This window comes from Pseudomonas sp. PDM16 (assembly GCF_014851865.1).
In the GTDB taxonomy this organism is placed as follows: Bacteria; Pseudomonadota; Gammaproteobacteria; order Pseudomonadales; family Pseudomonadaceae; genus Aquipseudomonas.
Genome location: NZ_JACVAM010000001.1, coordinates 177067 through 193669, shown reverse-complemented (window position 1 = coordinate 193669; position 16603 = coordinate 177067). Strand labels below are relative to the sequence as shown.

The 16603-nt window shown below is 66.8% G+C and carries 14 protein-coding genes; 4 read left to right on the top strand and 10 right to left on the bottom strand.

What is annotated here, in order from left to right; genetic code table 11:
• Positions 1 to 98 precede the first annotated feature (98 nt).
• The 4 genes from IB234_RS00900 to IB234_RS00885 all read right to left on the bottom strand — a co-directional run bounded on the left by IB234_RS00900 (position 99) and on the right by IB234_RS00885 (position 4775).
• Complete coding sequence (locus tag IB234_RS00900; RefSeq protein WP_192312484.1) at positions 99 to 794, bottom strand: 3'-5' exonuclease; 696 nt, start codon at positions 792 to 794, stop codon at positions 99 to 101.
• Positions 791 to 2710 (bottom strand): putative nucleotidyltransferase substrate binding domain-containing protein, encoded by a 1920-nt coding sequence (locus IB234_RS00895; RefSeq protein ID WP_192312482.1) that lies wholly within the window; start codon positions 2708 to 2710, stop codon positions 791 to 793. The genes IB234_RS00900 and IB234_RS00895 overlap by 4 nt, the downstream gene beginning before the upstream one ends.
• Positions 2711 to 2772: 62 nt before the next feature.
• Positions 2773 to 3900: a YbfB/YjiJ family MFS transporter gene (locus IB234_RS00890; protein WP_192312480.1), complete on the bottom strand. Its 1128-nt coding sequence runs from the start codon at positions 3898 to 3900 to the stop codon at positions 2773 to 2775.
• Positions 3897 to 4775 carry a LysR substrate-binding domain-containing protein gene (locus IB234_RS00885; RefSeq protein WP_192312478.1) on the bottom strand — a complete coding sequence of 293 codons (879 nt, stop codon included), beginning with the start codon at positions 4773 to 4775 and terminating at the stop codon, positions 3897 to 3899. The genes IB234_RS00890 and IB234_RS00885 overlap by 4 nt, the downstream gene beginning before the upstream one ends.
• An 86-nt stretch (positions 4776 to 4861) precedes the next feature.
• Here IB234_RS00885 and IB234_RS00880 point away from each other — a divergent pair, with 86 nt between their 5' ends.
• Entirely contained in the window at positions 4862 to 5905 is a 1044-nt protein-coding gene (locus IB234_RS00880; protein WP_192312476.1) for an NAD(P)H-dependent flavin oxidoreductase, read from the top strand.
• A gap of 51 nt (positions 5906 to 5956) precedes the next feature.
• On the opposite strand, the gene IB234_RS00875 is transcribed toward IB234_RS00880, so the two are convergent.
• The 3 genes from IB234_RS00875 to IB234_RS00865 are packed head-to-tail and all read right to left on the bottom strand — an operon-like array spanning position 5957 to position 9190.
• The gene (locus tag IB234_RS00875) at positions 5957 to 6376 is read right to left on the bottom strand and encodes a phosphate ABC transporter substrate-binding protein (protein WP_192312466.1); all 420 of its coding nucleotides are present in this window, start codon (positions 6374 to 6376) and stop codon (positions 5957 to 5959) included.
• Positions 6377 to 6387: 11 nt separating this feature from the next.
• A complete protein-coding gene (locus IB234_RS00870) occupies positions 6388 to 7545 on the bottom strand; it encodes a hypothetical protein (RefSeq protein WP_192312464.1) in 1158 nt (385 codons plus the stop codon).
• A 22-nt stretch (positions 7546 to 7567) separates the two neighbouring features.
• Entirely contained in the window at positions 7568 to 9190 is a 1623-nt protein-coding gene (locus IB234_RS00865; RefSeq protein WP_192312462.1) for a methyl-accepting chemotaxis protein, read from the bottom strand.
• Positions 9191 to 9426: 236 nt separating this feature from the next.
• Between IB234_RS00865 and IB234_RS00860 the strand changes: the two genes are divergently transcribed.
• The 3 genes from IB234_RS00860 to IB234_RS00850 are packed head-to-tail and all read left to right on the top strand — an operon-like array spanning position 9427 to position 12566.
• A complete protein-coding gene (locus IB234_RS00860; protein WP_192312460.1) occupies positions 9427 to 11106 on the top strand; it encodes an ABC transporter substrate-binding protein in 1680 nt (559 codons plus the stop codon).
• Positions 11093 to 11803 (top strand): substrate-binding periplasmic protein, encoded by a 711-nt coding sequence (locus IB234_RS00855; protein WP_192312458.1) that lies wholly within the window; start codon positions 11093 to 11095, stop codon positions 11801 to 11803. The genes IB234_RS00860 and IB234_RS00855 overlap by 14 nt, the downstream gene beginning before the upstream one ends.
• 10 nt (positions 11804 to 11813) lie before the next feature.
• Positions 11814 to 12566, top strand: coding sequence for a glutathione S-transferase family protein (locus IB234_RS00850; protein WP_192312456.1), 753 nt, complete (start codon positions 11814 to 11816; stop codon positions 12564 to 12566).
• Here the strand turns inward: IB234_RS00850 and IB234_RS00845 are convergent.
• The 3 genes from IB234_RS00845 to IB234_RS00835 all read right to left on the bottom strand — a co-directional run bounded on the left by IB234_RS00845 (position 12563) and on the right by IB234_RS00835 (position 16602).
• Positions 12563 to 13657, bottom strand: a complete 1095-nt coding sequence (locus tag IB234_RS00845; protein ID WP_192312454.1) for a M14 family metallopeptidase — start codon at positions 13655 to 13657, stop codon at positions 12563 to 12565. The genes IB234_RS00850 and IB234_RS00845 overlap by 4 nt on opposite strands.
• Positions 13658 to 13816: 159 nt before the next feature.
• Positions 13817 to 15283, bottom strand: coding sequence for a CapA family protein (locus tag IB234_RS00840; RefSeq protein WP_192312452.1), 1467 nt, complete (start codon positions 15281 to 15283; stop codon positions 13817 to 13819).
• A 17-nt stretch (positions 15284 to 15300) separates the two neighbouring features.
• Positions 15301 to 16602, bottom strand: a complete 1302-nt coding sequence (locus IB234_RS00835) for an MFS transporter (protein WP_192312450.1) — start codon at positions 16600 to 16602, stop codon at positions 15301 to 15303.
• Position 16603 lies beyond the last annotated feature (1 nt).

Here is a 16603-nt window from a genome sequence, read left to right as displayed (position 1 = left end):
GCGGTTCGAAGCGAGGAACGGGCTCGCATTCTAGTGGAGGTGGGGTGCTGTTTTGAATCGAGAATGTTTTACAACTGATATTGCCTTGCTCTATCGATTCAGAGTGAGGGAACCTGCCGCCGACGCTTCCAGGCCTGGGTCTTGTGCTGCAGTTCGGCCAGGTTGTCCAGGCCCTGACGGCGGGCCTTGCTGAACAGAATCAGCGCCAGTTCGGCGGTGGCCAGTGCATCGGCGCTGGCGTTGTGGCGCTCGCTGGCGAGCAGGCCGAAGTGGCCGAGCCACTCGTCCAGGCCCCGGTAGGGCGGCGCCTCCGGGCAGAGCAGCGGGGCCAGCACGGCGGCATCGAGGAAGGGGTGGTGCAGGCGATAACCAAGCTGTTCGCGCAGGGCGCGTTCGAGCATGTGCTGGTCGAAGGGGGCGTGGAAGGCCAGCAACGGGCTGTCATCGACGAAGTGCATGAAGTCCAGCAGTGCCTCGTCCGGCTCGCGGCCGGCGGCGACTGCACTGGGCGCGATGCCGTGGATCAGGGTGCTGGGTCCGGCACGGTGATCGGCCTGGCGCAGGGTGCACTCGAATTGCTGGGACAGATCGATGGCGCCGTCTTCGATCACCACTGCGCCGATCGCCAGCAGGTGGTCGCGCTGCAGGTTGAGGCCGCTGGTCTCCAGGTCCACTACAACCAGGCGCTGCCTAGCCAATGGTCGTTCGTCCAGCGAGGCCGGGGCTGGCAGGCGCAGGCCGCGCGGGTCGACGACGGGGCTGCTCTGGCGCAGCCATTCGAGCATCTTCCTCATAGCTGGTAGCGCAGCGCGAGGCTGGCCTGCAGACGCTGGGCCTGGCGGAAGGACTCGCGCAGGATGCGCCGGTCCAGGTGGTTGAGGCTGTCCGGGTCGAGGCGGTTGGAAAAGTCCAGGCCCTGGGCCGCCTGCTGCTGGTGCAGTTGCAGGCGCATCTGCTGGATCAGGTGGTAGGCCTCCTCGTAGGCCGCGCCGTCCTGCGCGTCGATCACCCGCTGCCGTACCAGTTCAGCGAAGCGGCGCAGGGTGCTGCTCTCGCCGATGCCATGGGCCAGGGCGAGCAGGCGGGCGCCATCGACGAAAGGCGTCAGGCCTTCCTCCTTGAGGTCGAGGGTGTCCTTCTCGGCACCCTTGCGCGCCACCACAAAGTCGCGGAAACGCCCCAGCGGCGGGCGATGGCGCAGGGCGTTGGCTGCCAGCTGACGCTGGAACAGGCTGTTGTCGGCGATCTCGGCCAGCAGGTGCTGGCTCAACTGCCGGCAGCCCAGCTCGGGGCCCCAGACCACCCGCAGGTCGAAGTAGATGCTCGAACCCAGCAGGCTCTCCGGGGTGGCTTCTCGGACGAAGGTGGAGAAGCGCCGCGTCCATTCCTGGCGCGACAGGCACAGCTCCGGGTTGCCGGCCATGATGTTGCCGCGGCACAGAGTGAAACCGCAGTCGGCGAGCAACTGGTTGATGCGCCGGGCGCGTGGCAGCAGGAGCTGGCGGATGCGTTCGGCATCGGCGGTGTCCCGGGCCTCGAAGAGGATGCCGTTGTCCTGGTCGGTGTGCAGGGTCTGTTCGCGGCGGCCTTCGCTGCCGAAGCACAGCCAGCTGAACGGCACGCCGGGGTCGCCCATTTCCTCCAGCACCAACTCGATCACCCGGCATACGGTGTGATCGTTGAGCAGGGTCACCAGTTGGGTGATCTGGGTGGAGCTGGCGCCGTGGGCCAGCATGCGCTCGACCAGCAGACGGATGTCGCCGCGCAGCGCCACCAGCGTCTCGATGCGCCCGGCATGGCGGATTGTGCGGGCCAGGTGGACCAGGTCGACGCGCTGCAGGGAGAACAGATCGCGCTCGGACACCACGCCGACCAGACGACCGCCTTCCACCAGGCAGACGTGGGCGATGTGCCGCTCGGTCATCGCCAGGGCGGCGTCGAAGGCGCTGGCGTTGGGCGAGAGGTGGAACGGGCGCTGGGTCATCAGCGCGCTGATCGGCTGCTCCAGCGATTCACCGTCGGCCACCACCCGGCGTAGGTCGCGCAGGGTGAAGATGCCGTTGGGCTGGGCGTGGTCGTCGACGATGACGATGCTGCCGACATGCTGCTCATGCATGCGTCGCACCGCATCGCGCAACGGCGTGTCGGCGCTGCAGGCCACCGGCTGCTGCGGCGCCAACTCGCGTAACGAGGTATCCAGCGAGTACTGCGCGCCAAGGTTCTCGGCGGCACGCATCTGCACCTGCTGGTTGACCTGGTCGAGCAGGCTGCTGACCCCGCGCAGGGCGAAGTCGCGGAAGGGCGCGGACTGGGAGAACAGGCGGACGAAGGCCTCCTTGGCCAGCAGCAGGCAGAAGGTATCCTCGCCGGCCAGGTGCTCGGTGCGGGTAGCGCGCTCGCCGAGCAGGGCGGCCAGCGGGAAGCACTCGCCGCTGGCGATCTCGAAGGTGGTCTCGGTGCCGCGCCGGGCCGAGTGCGGGCGTTCGCCGACCACCTGGCCCTGCTTGACGATGTAGAAGTGCTGCACCGGCCCGTCAGTGGGCTTGATGATGCTCTCGCCGGCGGCATAGAAACGCAGCTGGCAGTGCTCCACCAGATAGGCCAGCTGGGCGCTGTCCATCTGATTGAACGGCGGGTACTTGCGCAGAAACTCCATGGTGCCGTGGATGTTCTGCAGTACGGCTGTCTTGCCCGCAGAGGTGGAGGACATGCGACGCTCCGGTGCTCGAATCGTCCCATCCTCGCGCGTGCGCCGCGCGCGAGCTATTGGACCTAGGTCGCAGGCGCGGGGCGCGGCAGGCTCATCAGTGCCGCCAGGGCCAGGCCTGCGGCGGCGCACAGCAGGGCGGGCGCGAAGTGCTGATAGCGGCTGTGCAGGGCCTCGGCGAGCAACGGGCCGGCGATCTGCCCGACGCCGTAGCTGGCAGTCATCCAGGCCGCCAGTTGCGGTTTATGTAGCGCTTCGCCCCTGGCTGCGGCCATGGCGATGGTCACCGTGCCCATGAAAGTGCCGCCGACCAGCAGCGCGCTGAGCAGGCAGGCCGCGACGCCGCTGTCGAAGGCTGGCAGGGCCACGCCGACAGCTTGCAGTCCCAGGTTGAGTGCCAGCGCCACGCGGGTGCCCAGGCGCTCACGCAGGTTGTGCCAGAGGAAGCACGAAGGTACGGCGCCCAGGCCGAAGGCGGCCCAGATTTGCAACGGGTCGACGCTGCCCAGGCCGTTGCGCAGCAACAGCGGCAGATAGGTGGCGGTGACGATGTAGCCGAAGCCGGCCAGCCCGTAGAGCGCGACCAGGCGGCCGGCCGGTAGCGACCGCTCCATAGTAGGCGCGGCTGTGGAGGCTGGAGCGGCTACATGGCGCAGCGCCCGAGTGGCGGGCAGGAGCAGGGCGAGTGCGGCCAGTGCCAGCAACAGCCACTGCGTGTGACTGTGCCAACCTGCCGTCTGGCCAACGGCAATCAGCTCGGCGGACAGCAGAATGCCCAGCCCGACGCCGGCATACAGCACCGGTGCTGCCCGTGGATGGTGGCCGGCGCGCAGCAGCCACAGCGAGGCGCCGACCAGGGTCAGGGCGCTGGCCACCCCGGCCAGGAAACGCAGCGGCAGGACGCTGGCGACACTCGGTGCGGCGGCCATCGCCAGCAGGCAGGCCAGGTTGCCGAGCAGACCGACGCGACATAGCGTCGCCGGCTGCCAAGGATGCTTCCACGCCAGTAGCAGGGCGCCGAGCAGGTAGCCGGCATAGTTCGCCGAGGCGGTCAGGGCGCCGCCGCGCAGGTCGAGCACGCCATCAGCCATCATCTGCGGATAGAGCCCGGTGAAGGCGAAGCGGCCGAAGCCCATGCCGACTGCCAGCATCAGGGCGCCGGCCAGTGCATCGGTCAGCGCTCGGTTGTTCATGCGGGGCGCTGCAGGAACTCGTGCAACCGCTCGACGGCCACGCTGCTGTTGCCGCTGCGGCGCACCAGCAATGTGTCCAGTTGCAGCAGCGGCACAGATTGCACGGCTGGAGCCTGGCGGGGCAATTCGAGCAGCGAGCGCGGCACCACACTGACGCAGGCGCCGGCCGCCACACAGGCGAGAATGCTGTGGTAAGAGCCCACTTCCTGCACGCGCATGGGCGGGCCACCGGCGCCCAACCAGCTCAGGGCGATATGGCGATAGCTGCAGCCCTGGGCGAAACCCGCCAGAGTACGGACTTGCACCTGCTCAGGGTGCTCGACCGGCGGGTGGTCGGCCGGCAGCACCAGCAAAAGTTCCTCGCGGAACACCGCCTGCGCGTCGACGCCGCTCGGCAGTTCCTCGGCCTGCCAGCTGCCCTGCTGCCAGCTGTAAGGCTGGGCGATCAGCGCGCAGTCCAGGCGTCGTGCCAGCACCGCGTCGAGCAGTGCCAGGCTGGGACCAGTGCTGACTTCCAGACTGACCTGCGGATACTCACGGTGGAAGCGCGCCAGGGGCTGCGGCAGGCGGGCGGCGGCGGTGCTCTCCATGCTGCCCAAGCGTAGGGTGCCGGCGGGGTGCTGCGGATGCAGGGCCTGGCGCGCTTCGTCAGCCAGTGCCAGCAGTTGCTCGGCATAGGCGAGGAAGGCGCGGCCTTGCTCGGTGAGGAGCATGCGCTTGCCCTCACGCAGGAACAGACTGGCTCCCAGTTCTTCTTCCAGCTGCTGGATGCGCGTGGTGACGTTGGACTGCGCGCGCTGCAGGTTTTGCGCGGCGCGGGTCACGCTCTGTTCGAGGGCAACGGCACGGAAGATGGCGAGGTTGGTGAGATCCATGGGCTTCTATAAATCTCAAAATAAGAATAATATTTTTACAATAATCTTTATTTGAGATTGATTGGTCAATCCCGCGGAGGTTTCCCATGTCGTCGTTGTGCGCGCTGCTTGGTATCCAGCACCCCATCATCCAGGCCCCGATGGTCGGCGTCTCCACGCCGAAACTGGCGGCGGCGGTGTCCGAGGCCGGCGGCCTGGGCTCGCTGGGACTGGGTGCCAGCACCCCGGCGCAGGCCCGTGAGCTGATCGTCCAGACCAGGGCGCTGACCGACAAGCCGTTCAACCTCAATCTGTTCTGCCATGTGCCGGCGACCGCCGACACTGCGCGTGAGCAGGCTTGGCTGGAGCGTCTGCGGCCGCTGTTCGCCGAGTTCGGCGCCGAACCGCCGATGCAGTTGCGCGAGATATACCAGAGCTTCCTGGCCGACCCTGCCATGCTGGAGCTGTTGCTGGAACAGCGTCCGGCGGTGGTCAGCTTCCACTTCGGCCTGCCGCCGCAGGCATGGATCGAAAGCCTGAAGGCCGCCGGTGTCCGCCTGCTGGCCTGCGTGACCACTCTCGAAGAGGCGCGGCTGGCCGAAGTCTCCGGTGTGGATGCACTGGTCGCGCAGGGCATCGAGGCCGGCGGTCATCGCGGCGTGTTCGTGCCTGAGCAGGGTGATGTCGGCCTCGGCACGCTGGCGTTGGTCCGGCTGCTGGCACAACGGTCGCGCCTGCCGATCATCGCGGCCGGCGGCATCATGGATGGTGCCGGTATCAAGGCCGCGCTCGCCTTGGGGGCAGCCGGTGCGCAGCTGGGCACGGCCTTCGTGCTCTGCCCGGAGTCCGCCGCCAATGCTGCTTATCGTGCGGCGCTGAAGGGCGAGAAGGCCTACCGCACCGAGATCACCGCGAACATCTCCGGCCGCCCGGCCCGCGGCTTGCCCAATCGCCTATTCGGCGACCTGGGCGCTGCCCTGCCGGATTACCCAATCTGCTACGACGCGGCCAAGGCTTTGCACGCGGCGGCCAGTGCCCAGGGCAACCAGGACTTTGCCGCCCAATGGGCTGGGCAGGGCGCACCACTGGCCCGCGAACTGCCTGCGGCGGAGCTGGTGGCGGTGCTGGTGGAGGAAATGCAGCAGGCATGAAAAAGGCCGGTGGGTTACCCCGCCGGCCTTTTTCATTGCGCTACCCCGACATCAGGGCAGGGTGAACAGCACCTTGACCTGGTCGGTCACGGCGGCCTTGTCCACGTAGCCGATGGCGTCGGCCTCGGCGGCGACCTTGGCCACCACGTCGGCATCACCGGCCACGCTCGGCAGTGGCTGGCCCTTGCCGGTGAACACCAGGCCGGACCAGTAAGACTTCAGCTGGGCTTCGTTCTTGTTGGTGACCGCGGTGTAGAACTTCTCCTTGGTCGGGTTCCAGTCTTTCTGGTCGACGCCTTTCAGCGACTTGTTCTTGCCCAGGAAGATGTTGGCCACGTCGGCCTGCGACGGTGCGGCGGAGGCTCCAGCGTTGACGATCACGGCGACTTCGGCCTGGGCCATGCCGGTCTGGGCCAGGGCGGCGACGCCTAGGCTGGCAGCGGCAAGGAGAATGCGGATGGACTGCTTCATGTGCATGCTCCTCAGAATACGAAGTCGACGCCGGCGCTGATGATATCGCCGTCGTAGTTACGAGCCGGTACGCCGGCCAGGCCGCCGGTGCGGTCATGCACGGTGTTGTCGTAGAGCTCCTGGGCGCCACGGACGAACACGCCGTCATAGCCGCCAGTGGTGTTGACGCGCTTGTACTCGCCTTTCAGAACCACGGTCGGCAGCACGTTGTAGTTCAGGCCGAGGGTCCAGGAGTTCTGGCGGCCTTCGTCTTCGTCCAGCTGGGCATAGGTGACGTGCGCGAGGAAGTCGCCGAAACGGTGGCCGCCCATCAGGTAGAACGAGTCGGTGCTGGCGCTACCGTCGTTCTCGATTACACGGCGGGTCCACTCGTTGGCGGTCAGCCAGGTACCGTTGTCGTACTGATAGCCGATGGAGGTGAACTTGCCTTTGTCCTTGTCCAGTGCCAGCAGGGTGGCCGAGCCCGGGTTGCCGAAGATGTCGGTGAAGCTGCCGGAGATCTCGGTCTCGATGTCGGCTTCTGCGTAACCGAGGCGGATGGTGCCGAAGTCATTGGTAGCCAGGCTGACGCTGGCACCGAAGACCTTGGAGTAGTCGATATCGAACTCGTCGTCGTACAGGTAGTAGTCGCGGTTGCGTGCCTGGCCGCCGGCCAGCTGGAAGGAGGCGGTGGCGAAGGACAGTGGCAGGTTGTAGACCAAGTCCGCGCCTTCGTAGTTGGACAGCTGGACCTGGCTATAGACCTCGTCCGGCAGGCGCAGCCAGGGGTAGGCGAAGCCCACGTCGATGCTCTCGGAATACATGTACACCGGGGTGCGCAGGCGGCCGAAGCGAACCATCAGGTTGTCGGTGCTCTGCCACGACAGGTAGGCCCATTCCAGGTTGGCCTTCCACTCGTCGCCGTACGCCTTGGCGGTGGTCTGCAGGGTCAGACCTACGGTATCGGTGACACCGTAGGTGAGCTGGGCGCCGAACTTGCTCAGTTGGTCGCCGCGCCAGGAATCGTTGGTCTGGCCGGAAATGCCGTAGCCGCGACCATCGTCTTCGCCGCCCAGGTGGGTGACGCCGACGGTGCCGAAACCGTTGATGAGGGCTTCGCCTTGTTCCAGCGCGAATGCCGAGGTGCTGGCCAGGCAGATGGCCAGACCGAGAACGCGGGCAGTAGTCATGCAGTGATGCTCCGTTGAAAGGTTAAACGCGGAATTGGGCCGTTGCCGCGCGCAGGTGGTCCCCTGTGCTGACCAACTGCTCGCCGAGGCGCGCGGTGGCGTCGGCCCCATGTGCGGTTGCTTGGGCGTCCTGCTGCAACACTTGGGTCTCTTGTTGAATCGAACTGGACAGGCCGATCTGCTCCTGCGTGAGCTGAGCGATACCGGCATTCAGTTGGTCGATCTGGCCCACCGCCACGGCGATGGACTCGAGCATGCGGGTGGCTTCCACCGAGCGCTCGATGCTGTTCTGCGCCTTCTCGCCATTGGCGGTCATGACGTTGAGCACGCCGTTGGCGCTGTTCTGCAGACGCTGGATGATCTGCTGGATCTCGGCGGTGGAGGCGGCAGTCTTCTGCGCCAGGTTGCGCACCTCGTCGGCGACCACGGCGAAGCCGCGACCCTGTTCGCCGGCTCGGGCGGCCTCGATGGCGGCGTTGAGCGCGAGCAGGTTGGTTTGTTCGGCGATGCTGCGGATCACGGTGAGTACCGAGCCGACCTGCTGGGTTTCTTCCTCCAACTGCTCCATTGCCTGCACGGCGCCCATCACGCTGCTGCCCAGGTCGCTGATGCTGCTGGACAGGCTGCCGATGCTGGCGCGCGCAGTGCCGGCCTGGCGCGAGGCGGCGCCGGCACCTTCGGAGGCCTGCTGGGAGCGTTGCGCCACTTCCTGGATGCTGCTGGTCATGGTCTGGATATCACGGCCGATCGAGTCGGTGTGACCCTGCTGCGAGCGGGCGTTCTGCGTGGCGTCCTGGGTCAGGCGGTAGAGGTCCTTGGACATCTGCCCCAGTGGGCTGGCGGCGTCGATGGTCTGACGAATGGTGCCCTGCAGCTTGTCGAGGAAGCGGTTGAACAGCTGGATCATTTCGCCGATCTCGTCGCGCGAGTCGACATTGACGCGGCGGGTCAGGTCGCCATCGCCCTGGGCGATGGCTTGCAGTGATTCGATCACGCCATGCACGTTGGCCATGATGCCGCGGATGATCACCCAGGCGCCGAGGCCGACCAGACCGACCAGCAGGGCGCTGAGGATGAATCCGGCGCGGGTGGTTTCGGCGTTGTCGGTACGGGCCTGGCCCAGGGTGCTCTGGAAGTCCTCATAGGCGTGGGCGCGGAAGGTTTCGCCAAGCTTTTGCGCGGCAGCCAGGTCGGTGGCCATGCGATCCAGGTTCGGGCGCAGGTCATCGAAGCTGGCGCTGCCCTTGATCAGCTGCTCCGACGCTGCGAGGGCGTTGTCGGCGTAACGGCCGATGGCCTGGCGCCAGGCGTCCAGCTCGCCGGCGCGGTCGCCGTTGGCGCGGGTCAGCGGCTGCAGGGCCTGCTGCAGGTTGGCGATCTCGTCGAGCACCTTGCGAGCCTCGCCCAGGGTCTCCAGCTCACCGGCTGCGACCGCGCTGTTGAGCAGGCCGGGCAGGCGGGAGAACTGGAAGTTCACCGCGTCGGCCTTCTCCAGGGTTGGGAAGCTGTGGGTCTCGAGTGTATCCAGGCGGTCGTCGTTGGCCGACAGCTGCACCGAGGTGTAGCCCACGAACAGCAGCAGGCCGAACAGGGCGACGGCAGGCAGCAGCGACAACTTCAGAGTCAGCGACAGATTCTTCAACATGGCAGGTACCCAAATCGGGGGCGCAGAAGTGTACAGAAAGCCGATTAGTGGCTGAAAGCCATTTGTCGGTCATCCCGTGACCAAATGTAATGCTTGTGTGTTATGGGTATGTCGGCTGTCCTTTTTACTTCTATAGCTGCATATCGTCGGAAATGCCTATTTTCTGACGCCGTTGTGCTCTGGCGGGGAAGCCGGACAGTCGCCTAGACTCGACACATAACAATAAGGAGTCTTCGATGCGCGCTGCGATTTTGCTCGGCCTGGTGCTGAGCGCGGCCACGCATGCTGCCGACCCGTTGCAGGAGGCCATGGCCGAACTGCAGCCCAGCTCTCTCTCTGCCGCGCAACAGCGCGCCGAGCTGGCCTGGTTCGTCGAGGCGGGCAAGCCGTTCCGGGATGTACAGGTGCGGGTGATCGCAGAGCGCATTCCCACCCACTGGTACGAAGCCAACGTGCTGGCACCGCTGTTCACTCGGCTCACCGGCATCCGCGTGATCCACGAGATCAGCGGCGAGGACGACGTGGTCAACAAGCTGCGTACCCAGCAGGAAACCGGCCTGCCGCTGTACCACGCCTATGTCAGCGACAGCGACCTGCTCGGCCAGCACTTCCGTGACGGACAGGTGCTGGTGCTTTCCGAATTCATGAAGGGCGAAGGTGCTGGAGTCACTCTGCCAACCCTCGATCTTGACGATTTCCTGGGCTTGCCCTTCGCCACCGCTCCCGATGGGGGGCTGTACCAGCTACCCGACCAGCAGTTCGCCAACCTCTACTGGTACCGGCGCGACTGGTTCGAGCGCCCGGAGCTGCGCAAGGCCTTTCGCCAGCGCTACGGCTATGAGCTGGACGTGCCGCAGAACTGGTCGGCCTACGAGGACATCGCCGCTTTCTTCACCGAGCAGGTCGGCGAGATCGATGGCCAGCGCGTGTACGGCCATATGGACTACGGCGGCTTCGATCCCTCCATCGGCTGGCGCCTGTCCGATGCCTGGCTGGGCATGGCCGGGGTGGGCGACCCAGGCCTGCCCAATGGTCTGCCGGTGGACGACTGGGGCGTACGCGTCGAGGGTTGTCGCCCGGCTGGTGCGAGTGTGGTTCGGGGTGGTGCGCTGGACAGCCCGGCGGCGGTCTACGCGATTCAGCGCTATGTCGATTGGCTGCAACACTATGCGCCGCCGGAGGCGCAGCGGATGAGCTTCAACCAGGCCGGTAGTGTCGCTGCCCAGGGGCACGTGGCCCAGCAGATATTCTGGTACACCGCCTTTACCGCCGACTACACCAGGCCGGGCAGCGCAGTGGTGGATGCTACGGGGCGGCCGAAGTGGCGGGTCGCCCCCTCTCCCCGCGGTGCGTACTGGCGGGAAGGGATGAAGTTCGGGTATCAGGACGTCGGTGCCTGGACGCTGCTCAAGGCCACACCGCTGCGTCAGCGCCAGGCGGCCTGGCTGTATGCCCAGTTCGTCACCGCCAAGAGCGTCTCGCTGCGCAAGACCCTGGTGGGCCTGACTCCCATCCGCCGTTCCGATATGGAGTCGCCCGCGCTGCAGACCGAGGCACCACGTCTCGGTGGATTGGTTGAGTTCTACCGCAGCCCGGCGGCGCGCCGCTGGACGCCCACCGGCGCCAATGTGCCGGACTACAGCGGCATGGCCAGTCTGTGGTGGCGCCAGCTGCATCCCGCGGTGTCCGGCGAGCTCAGCGCGGCCCAGGCCTTGGGTAATCTCGCTCGACGCTTCGATCAGCACCTGCAGATCGTTGCCCAGCGTCAGCAACATCCCTGTGCTCCCCGGCTCAACGCTCCGCGTGATGCGGCTGAGTGGCTAGCGCGCCCAGGAGCGCCCTGGCCGAGACTGGAAGACGAACGCCCGCCTGGGCGCACCCTGCCCTACGAGGAGGCCCTGCGTGCGTGGGATTAGTCTGCTGTTGCTGAGCCTGCTCGCTTGGCCCCTGGCGGCTGCGGAGCTGCAACTGTACGCCTGGGAGCGGGCACCGCTGGTACAACAGCGCTCGGATGGCGGAGCCGCCGGGCTGGTGCCAGAGCTGGCCGATGAGCTGTTCCGGCGCGCCGGTATTGCCTATCACCTGAGCTTCCTGCCCTTGCAGCGTGCCCTGCACCTGGTCCAGCAACAACCGAACAGCTGCGTCTTGTTGGTAGAGCGTCAGCAGGAGCGCGAGCCATTGTTCGCCTGGGTCGGGCCACTGCTGGTGTCGCGGCTTAGCCTGTACGCCAAGGCTGATGACGATGTGCAGCTGAGCAGCCTGGAGCAGGTACGTGGCCTGCGGGTACTCAGCCACCAGGGATCGGGAGCCGGTGAATACCTGCAGAGTATCGGTGTCGAGGTGATCTACTCGAACAAGGAATCGCTCAACCTGAGCATGCTGCAGCGCAGCCGCGCGCGGTTGTGGGCCACCAGTTCGGCGGTGGTCGACTCTCTCTCGGCCAAGCCTAGGCCGCGTGAGGTGCTGCCGTTTCTGACCTTGATGGAGGACATCGCCTGTCATCCGCGCATCGACCCCATCGAGCTGCAGCGCCTGCAGGATGAATTGCGGCAGATGTACCGCGAGGGCCGGGTTCAGGCGCTGTATCGCAAACATGGCCTGAGCCTGCAATGAGGACCTAGAGATGACGCAACCGCTGCTGATTGTCGGCTCCTATCTGTCGCCCTACGTGCGCAAGGTGCTGGTGCTGCTGGAGCTGAAGGGCGTGCCCTACCGGGTCGCCCCCATCGTGCCGTTCTTCGGTGACGAGGACTTCGGCCGCCTCAGCCCGTTGCGCCAGGTGCCGGTGCTGGTTGACGGCGATTTGGCACTCAACGACTCCTCGGTGATCTGCCAGTACCTGGAGGAGCGCTATCCCGAACCGCGCCTCTATCCACAGGACATCGCCCGGCGCGCCCAGGCGCGCTGGCTGGAGGAATACGCCGACAGCCGCCTGGGCCAGGTGATCATCTGGCAATTGTTCAACCAACTGGTGATCGGCCGCTCGGTGTGGGGCCGCGAGCCGGACCAGGAAGTGCTGCGCCGGACCTACGACGAGGATCTGCCGGAGATCTGCAGCTACCTGGAGGGCCAGTTACCGGAGCAGGGGCTGCCGTTTGGCGAACTGTCCATCGCCGACATCTCCGTCGCCTGCTTCTTCCGCAACGCCCAGTTCGCTCGCTACCGGGGCGACGCCCAGCGCTGGCCGCGCCTGGCCGCCTGGATCGACACTGTGCTGGCCGAGCCGGCCTTCGTGCGCCTGGCCGCCTTCGAGATGGTGGCCGCGCGCACACCGATCGCCGAGCAGCGCGCCGCACTGCTGGCCGCCGGTGCGCCGCTCAGCGAGCGCAGCCTGTTTCGCGACGAGCCTGTACGCGGGCCGATGAGCCGCTGCTAAGTGGCCGGCAGCGGCGAGGCGAGACCGGCCAGGGTCTGGTCCATTACTTCGCGAGCCTGCTCGATGATCTGCTGTTTCCAGTCGTCGGCATCGACATAGAAGGCGTCGCGCAGGCGCTGCTTGATGCGCTGCTGCTGGGCCGCCGGGGCTTGCGGATTGCGGTACAGCCAGTGGTCGCCGCGCATGCCGTTGAGTACCTGCAGGCCCGGCAGGGTGCCGTACTCCAGGGTCAGACCGTTGTATTCGGCTTGCGGGCAGATCTCCAGGACCACGTTGTCGATGGTGCCGTTGAGCTTGGCTGACACCGAGTTGCCCTCGGCGCTGTTGGTCACCTGCTCGCCCCACCAGCGGCGGCAGCGGGCGATGTCTTCCGGCGTCTGCTTGCCCTTGTAGATGCGCTCGCCGATGCCGCGCGGGCCGAGGCCGGTGTGAATGTCGATCCAGCCGAGGCGGCGGCACTGCCGGGCGTGCTGGCGCAGCACCTGCTTCAGAGTGAGGTTGCTCCAGGTCGGCGCGGTGCCGGCGAAGAACATGCCTTTGGGGTCGTTGTGTTGGCCGCGCGAGATGGCGCCCTGCAGGGCCATACGGCCGTGGCGCAGGGAGTAGCCGATCAGGCCGAGGAGGCTGAGCAGGGTCGGCGGCTGGCGCTTGGGCAGCAGCAGGTGGGCGATGGCGCGGTAGTCGGGGTTGTCCGGCAACGGCTGGTCGAAGTCGATGAAGTTGCGGTTGAGGTCGACGTTGTCCTCGGTCACCCGGCGCAGCCAGGAGAAGCCGTGCGGGTTGAGTGCATGGATGAACAGCACGGCCAGGTCATCGCGTTTGCAGCGCTCGATCCAGGCCTTGTCGCGCAGCAGGTCGACCTGGATGCCGGAGCCGCAGAAGCCCTCGGCGCCGTGGCAGGCACTGCTGAGGATCAGCAGGTTGGCGGCGTCAGGGGCGCCGAGGCGGGCGACGTCCATCGCCAGCTCCTCGCCATCTCGGCCGCGCAGCGGGTGGACATGGGATTCGACGCTCAGGCCGGCGGCGGCACTGGCAGCGAGAAATTTCTGCCGGGCTTCGGCGTAGCTCTGCGAGAAGCTGGAGAGATCCATGTGTGGAATTCCTTGTGGTGAAAGCGGCCCGCGGGGTTTCGCGGGCATGGCCGGGCCTGCGGCGCAGGCTTGTGGCCTGTGCCGGGCGACGGATCAGTCGTTGGGTTGGGGCGTAGCCCCGGGCTGGCGACCTTGTGGGGCGCTAGCCCTGGTCAGGCATCAGTCGATCACGATGCGGCCGATGCTGCTCTGGCGTTCGCCGACCTGCACGGTCTCGATCTCGATGACGGTGCCGAACTCGGCAGACAGGTCGCGCAGGCGCTCGATGATGCTCTGCGCCTGGGCATCGTTCTCCGCGGTGTCGAAGGCCAGGCGCGGGATGCCGCGTTCGGCATCGCGGCCGTTGAAGCCCAGCTCAATCGGGTGCAGGAGCATTTCGCGCAGGGTGCCGTCGGCCTTGAAGTGGCACTCGGCGACCACGCTCTCGAACCACACCGGCTCGCTGAAGATGCCGACCACGCGCTTCCACTCGAGGAACTCGGCGGCGGTGGTCAGGCGCGGGTTGGTGATGCCCTTGGGCCCGATGAAGGCTTCGGCGGCCAGCCACTCGCGGCTCTCCCACTTGTCCGCCGGCATCAGCTTCATGCTGTTGTCCATGAAGCAGAAGTTGCCCAGCGAATACAGCAGCGGCTTGCCCTTGTAGATGTCGATGCCGCGGATCTGGTGCGGGCCGTGGCCGCAGAGCATGTCGGCGCCGTTGTCGACCAGGCTGCGGGCCAGGGTCGGCAGGTAGTTGGGCACCTCGATGCACTGGTTGTCCGGCTCGTGGGTGTGCTGGGCGACGATGGTGAAGTCGCTGCTCTGCTTGGCCTGGCGCAGGTCACGCACGATGGCGGCCTGGTCGAGCTTGTCGCACTCGTAGTGGATGCGCACGGTGCCCGGCGCGGCATTCGGGTCGACGCGGTAGTGCAGGGCCATGCCCAGGTGCACGCTGTGCTCGCCGTGCAGGGTGCGCAGCAGGTAGTGGTCCTGGAAGGCCTCCTGTTCGTTGAGGCGCTTGAGCACGGCGAAGTCCTGCGGGCTGACCAGACGGTGCGGCGTGGTGCGCAGCGGGCTCAGGCCCGGGCGCGGCGGTACCATGCCCAGACCGTCGGCGGCCGGCGCGTTGGCCTCGAAGGTGGTGGCGTAGGAGATCAGCGAGACGCGGGCCTTGTCGGTGTTGACGAAGGCCGGCGCGCGCGCGGCGGCCAGGCTGCCGCCGGTACCGGCGTGGGCAATGCCGGCGTCATCCAGCAGCTCGTCGGTCATCTTCAGGCCGGCCGCGCCCCAGTCCAGCGCGTGGTTGTTGGCCCGCGACATCATGTTGAAGCCGATGCTGGCCAGGTCCGCCGGGGCGTCGGCATCGCTGAGCAGCCAGGAGAAACCGGACAGCGCCTCGGGGTAGCCGTCGTAGCGGTTGAAGTCGATCGCAGTGCATTCGTAGTTGCCGACCACCACATCGCCGCGCTTGAGGATGTCGAGCAGCTCGGGCGACTTGCGCGCCAGTTTGTCGGCAATCGCATGGGTGATGATGATGTCGCCGACGGCGACCACGCAGAAGCCGTCTTCCACGTCGGCGTCGCGCCAGCTGTCCGGCAGGGTGATGCGTTCGGGACGTTGCTGGGGCGAGGGGACTCGTTTGTGCATGGGGCAGATTTCCTGACTCAGGCCTGGCTCGCGGCCGGCTCGTTGTTGGATGCGGAAGTGGGTTGGCGAGTGAGTTCGCCGATGCTGCGCAGATCGCGATCGGGGTCGACCAGGCGCAGGGCCAGCGCGCCGCCGGCGATCAGGGCGATGCCGAACAGGCCTACGGCCAGCTCGAAGCCCTTGACCAGGTCGCCGCCTTCCCAGCCGATGGCCTGGCCGACCACGTGCGGGGCGAGCATGCCGGCGCTGGTCATCAGGCCGATGTGCAGGGCCAGCATGCTGCCGCGCTGCTTGGCCGGGGCGATGTAGGCGACGGTGGTGTTGGAGAAGGTGGTCACCAGGTTCACCACGATGCCGCCGATCAGGTACAGGGTGATGGTCATGGCCACGCCCTGCTCGACGAAGCCCATCAGGGCCATGGCGATGCCGCCGACCACGCAGGCGATGGCTGGCGGGAAGACCATGGCCAGGCGCACGCTGGCGCCGCGCTTGAGGGCGCGCTGGGACAGGCTGGAGACCAGCAGGTTGAGCGCGATCACGCCGAGGGTGGCGGCCATCACCACGTAGCCGGACTGCATCGGGCTCATGCCCAGGCCTTTCTGCAGGTAGGTCGGTACCCAGCTGTAGATCAGCGCGTTGGGCAGGTAGCTGCAGAAGCCGAGCAGGGTGATGAAGATGAAGGTGCGATTGAGCAGCAGGTGACGATAGCTGGCGGTGCCGCCGCCGATCTCGCCAGGCGCATCGTCATGCTGACCCTCGCGGCCGACGAACAGCCAGACCACCAGCCACAGCAGGCCGATGCCGGCAAGGATCAGGTAGCCGACACGCCAGCCCAGGTGCTGGATCAGCAGAGGCAGCGACAGCGCGCCGAGAATGGCGCCGACCATGATCGCGATATGAATCCAGGCGCCCGGCAGCACGCGGTCACGCGGGGCGTACCACTTGAAGGCGGCGTGCTGGGTCACCGCGGTGCCCGGGCCGCAACCGGCGCCGAGCAGCATGCGGCTGGCGACCAGGGCGTAGAAGCTGGTGGAGATGGCGGTGAGGATCTGCGCGCCCATCCACACCACCGACATGCCGGAGAGAATCCAACGGCTGGCCACGCGGTTGGCGAGGAAACCGACCAGCACGCCGGACACCGAGTAGAGGAAGAAGAAGGCGCTGCCGATGAAGCCGAACTGCTCGGGGGTGAGCTTGAGCTCGTCGATGATCTGCGGACCGGCGAAGGCGAAGATGGTCTTGTCCAGCACGCTGATGACCATCACGGCCAGCAGCATCAGGACCACCAGGGGCCGCTTGTTATTAGGGAGGGACTGCATG

Coding starts and splice junctions, on each gene's coding strand:
- IB234_RS00875 (WP_192312466.1), bottom strand. CDS start 6,376: ATGAAGCAGTCCATCCGCATTCTCCTTGCCGCTGCCAGCCTAGGCGTC.
- IB234_RS00865 (WP_192312462.1), bottom strand. CDS start 9,190: ATGTTGAAGAATCTGTCGCTGACTCTGAAGTTGTCGCTGCTGCCTGCC.
- IB234_RS00860 (WP_192312460.1), top strand. CDS start 9,427: ATGCGCGCTGCGATTTTGCTCGGCCTGGTGCTGAGCGCGGCCACGCAT.
- IB234_RS00870 (WP_192312464.1), bottom strand. CDS start 7,545: ATGACTACTGCCCGCGTTCTCGGTCTGGCCATCTGCCTGGCCAGCACC.
- IB234_RS00900 (WP_192312484.1), bottom strand. CDS start 794: ATGAGGAAGATGCTCGAATGGCTGCGCCAGAGCAGCCCCGTCGTCGAC.
- IB234_RS00885 (WP_192312478.1), bottom strand. CDS start 4,775: ATGGATCTCACCAACCTCGCCATCTTCCGTGCCGTTGCCCTCGAACAG.
- IB234_RS00890 (WP_192312480.1), bottom strand. CDS start 3,900: ATGAACAACCGAGCGCTGACCGATGCACTGGCCGGCGCCCTGATGCTG.
- IB234_RS00880 (WP_192312476.1), top strand. CDS start 4,862: ATGTCGTCGTTGTGCGCGCTGCTTGGTATCCAGCACCCCATCATCCAG.
- IB234_RS00840 (WP_192312452.1), bottom strand. CDS start 15,283: ATGCACAAACGAGTCCCCTCGCCCCAGCAACGTCCCGAACGCATCACC.
- IB234_RS00850 (WP_192312456.1), top strand. CDS start 11,814: ATGACGCAACCGCTGCTGATTGTCGGCTCCTATCTGTCGCCCTACGTG.
- IB234_RS00835 (WP_192312450.1), bottom strand. CDS start 16,602: ATGCAGTCCCTCCCTAATAACAAGCGGCCCCTGGTGGTCCTGATGCTG.
- IB234_RS00895 (WP_192312482.1), bottom strand. CDS start 2,710: ATGTCCTCCACCTCTGCGGGCAAGACAGCCGTACTGCAGAACATCCAC.
- IB234_RS00845 (WP_192312454.1), bottom strand. CDS start 13,657: ATGGATCTCTCCAGCTTCTCGCAGAGCTACGCCGAAGCCCGGCAGAAA.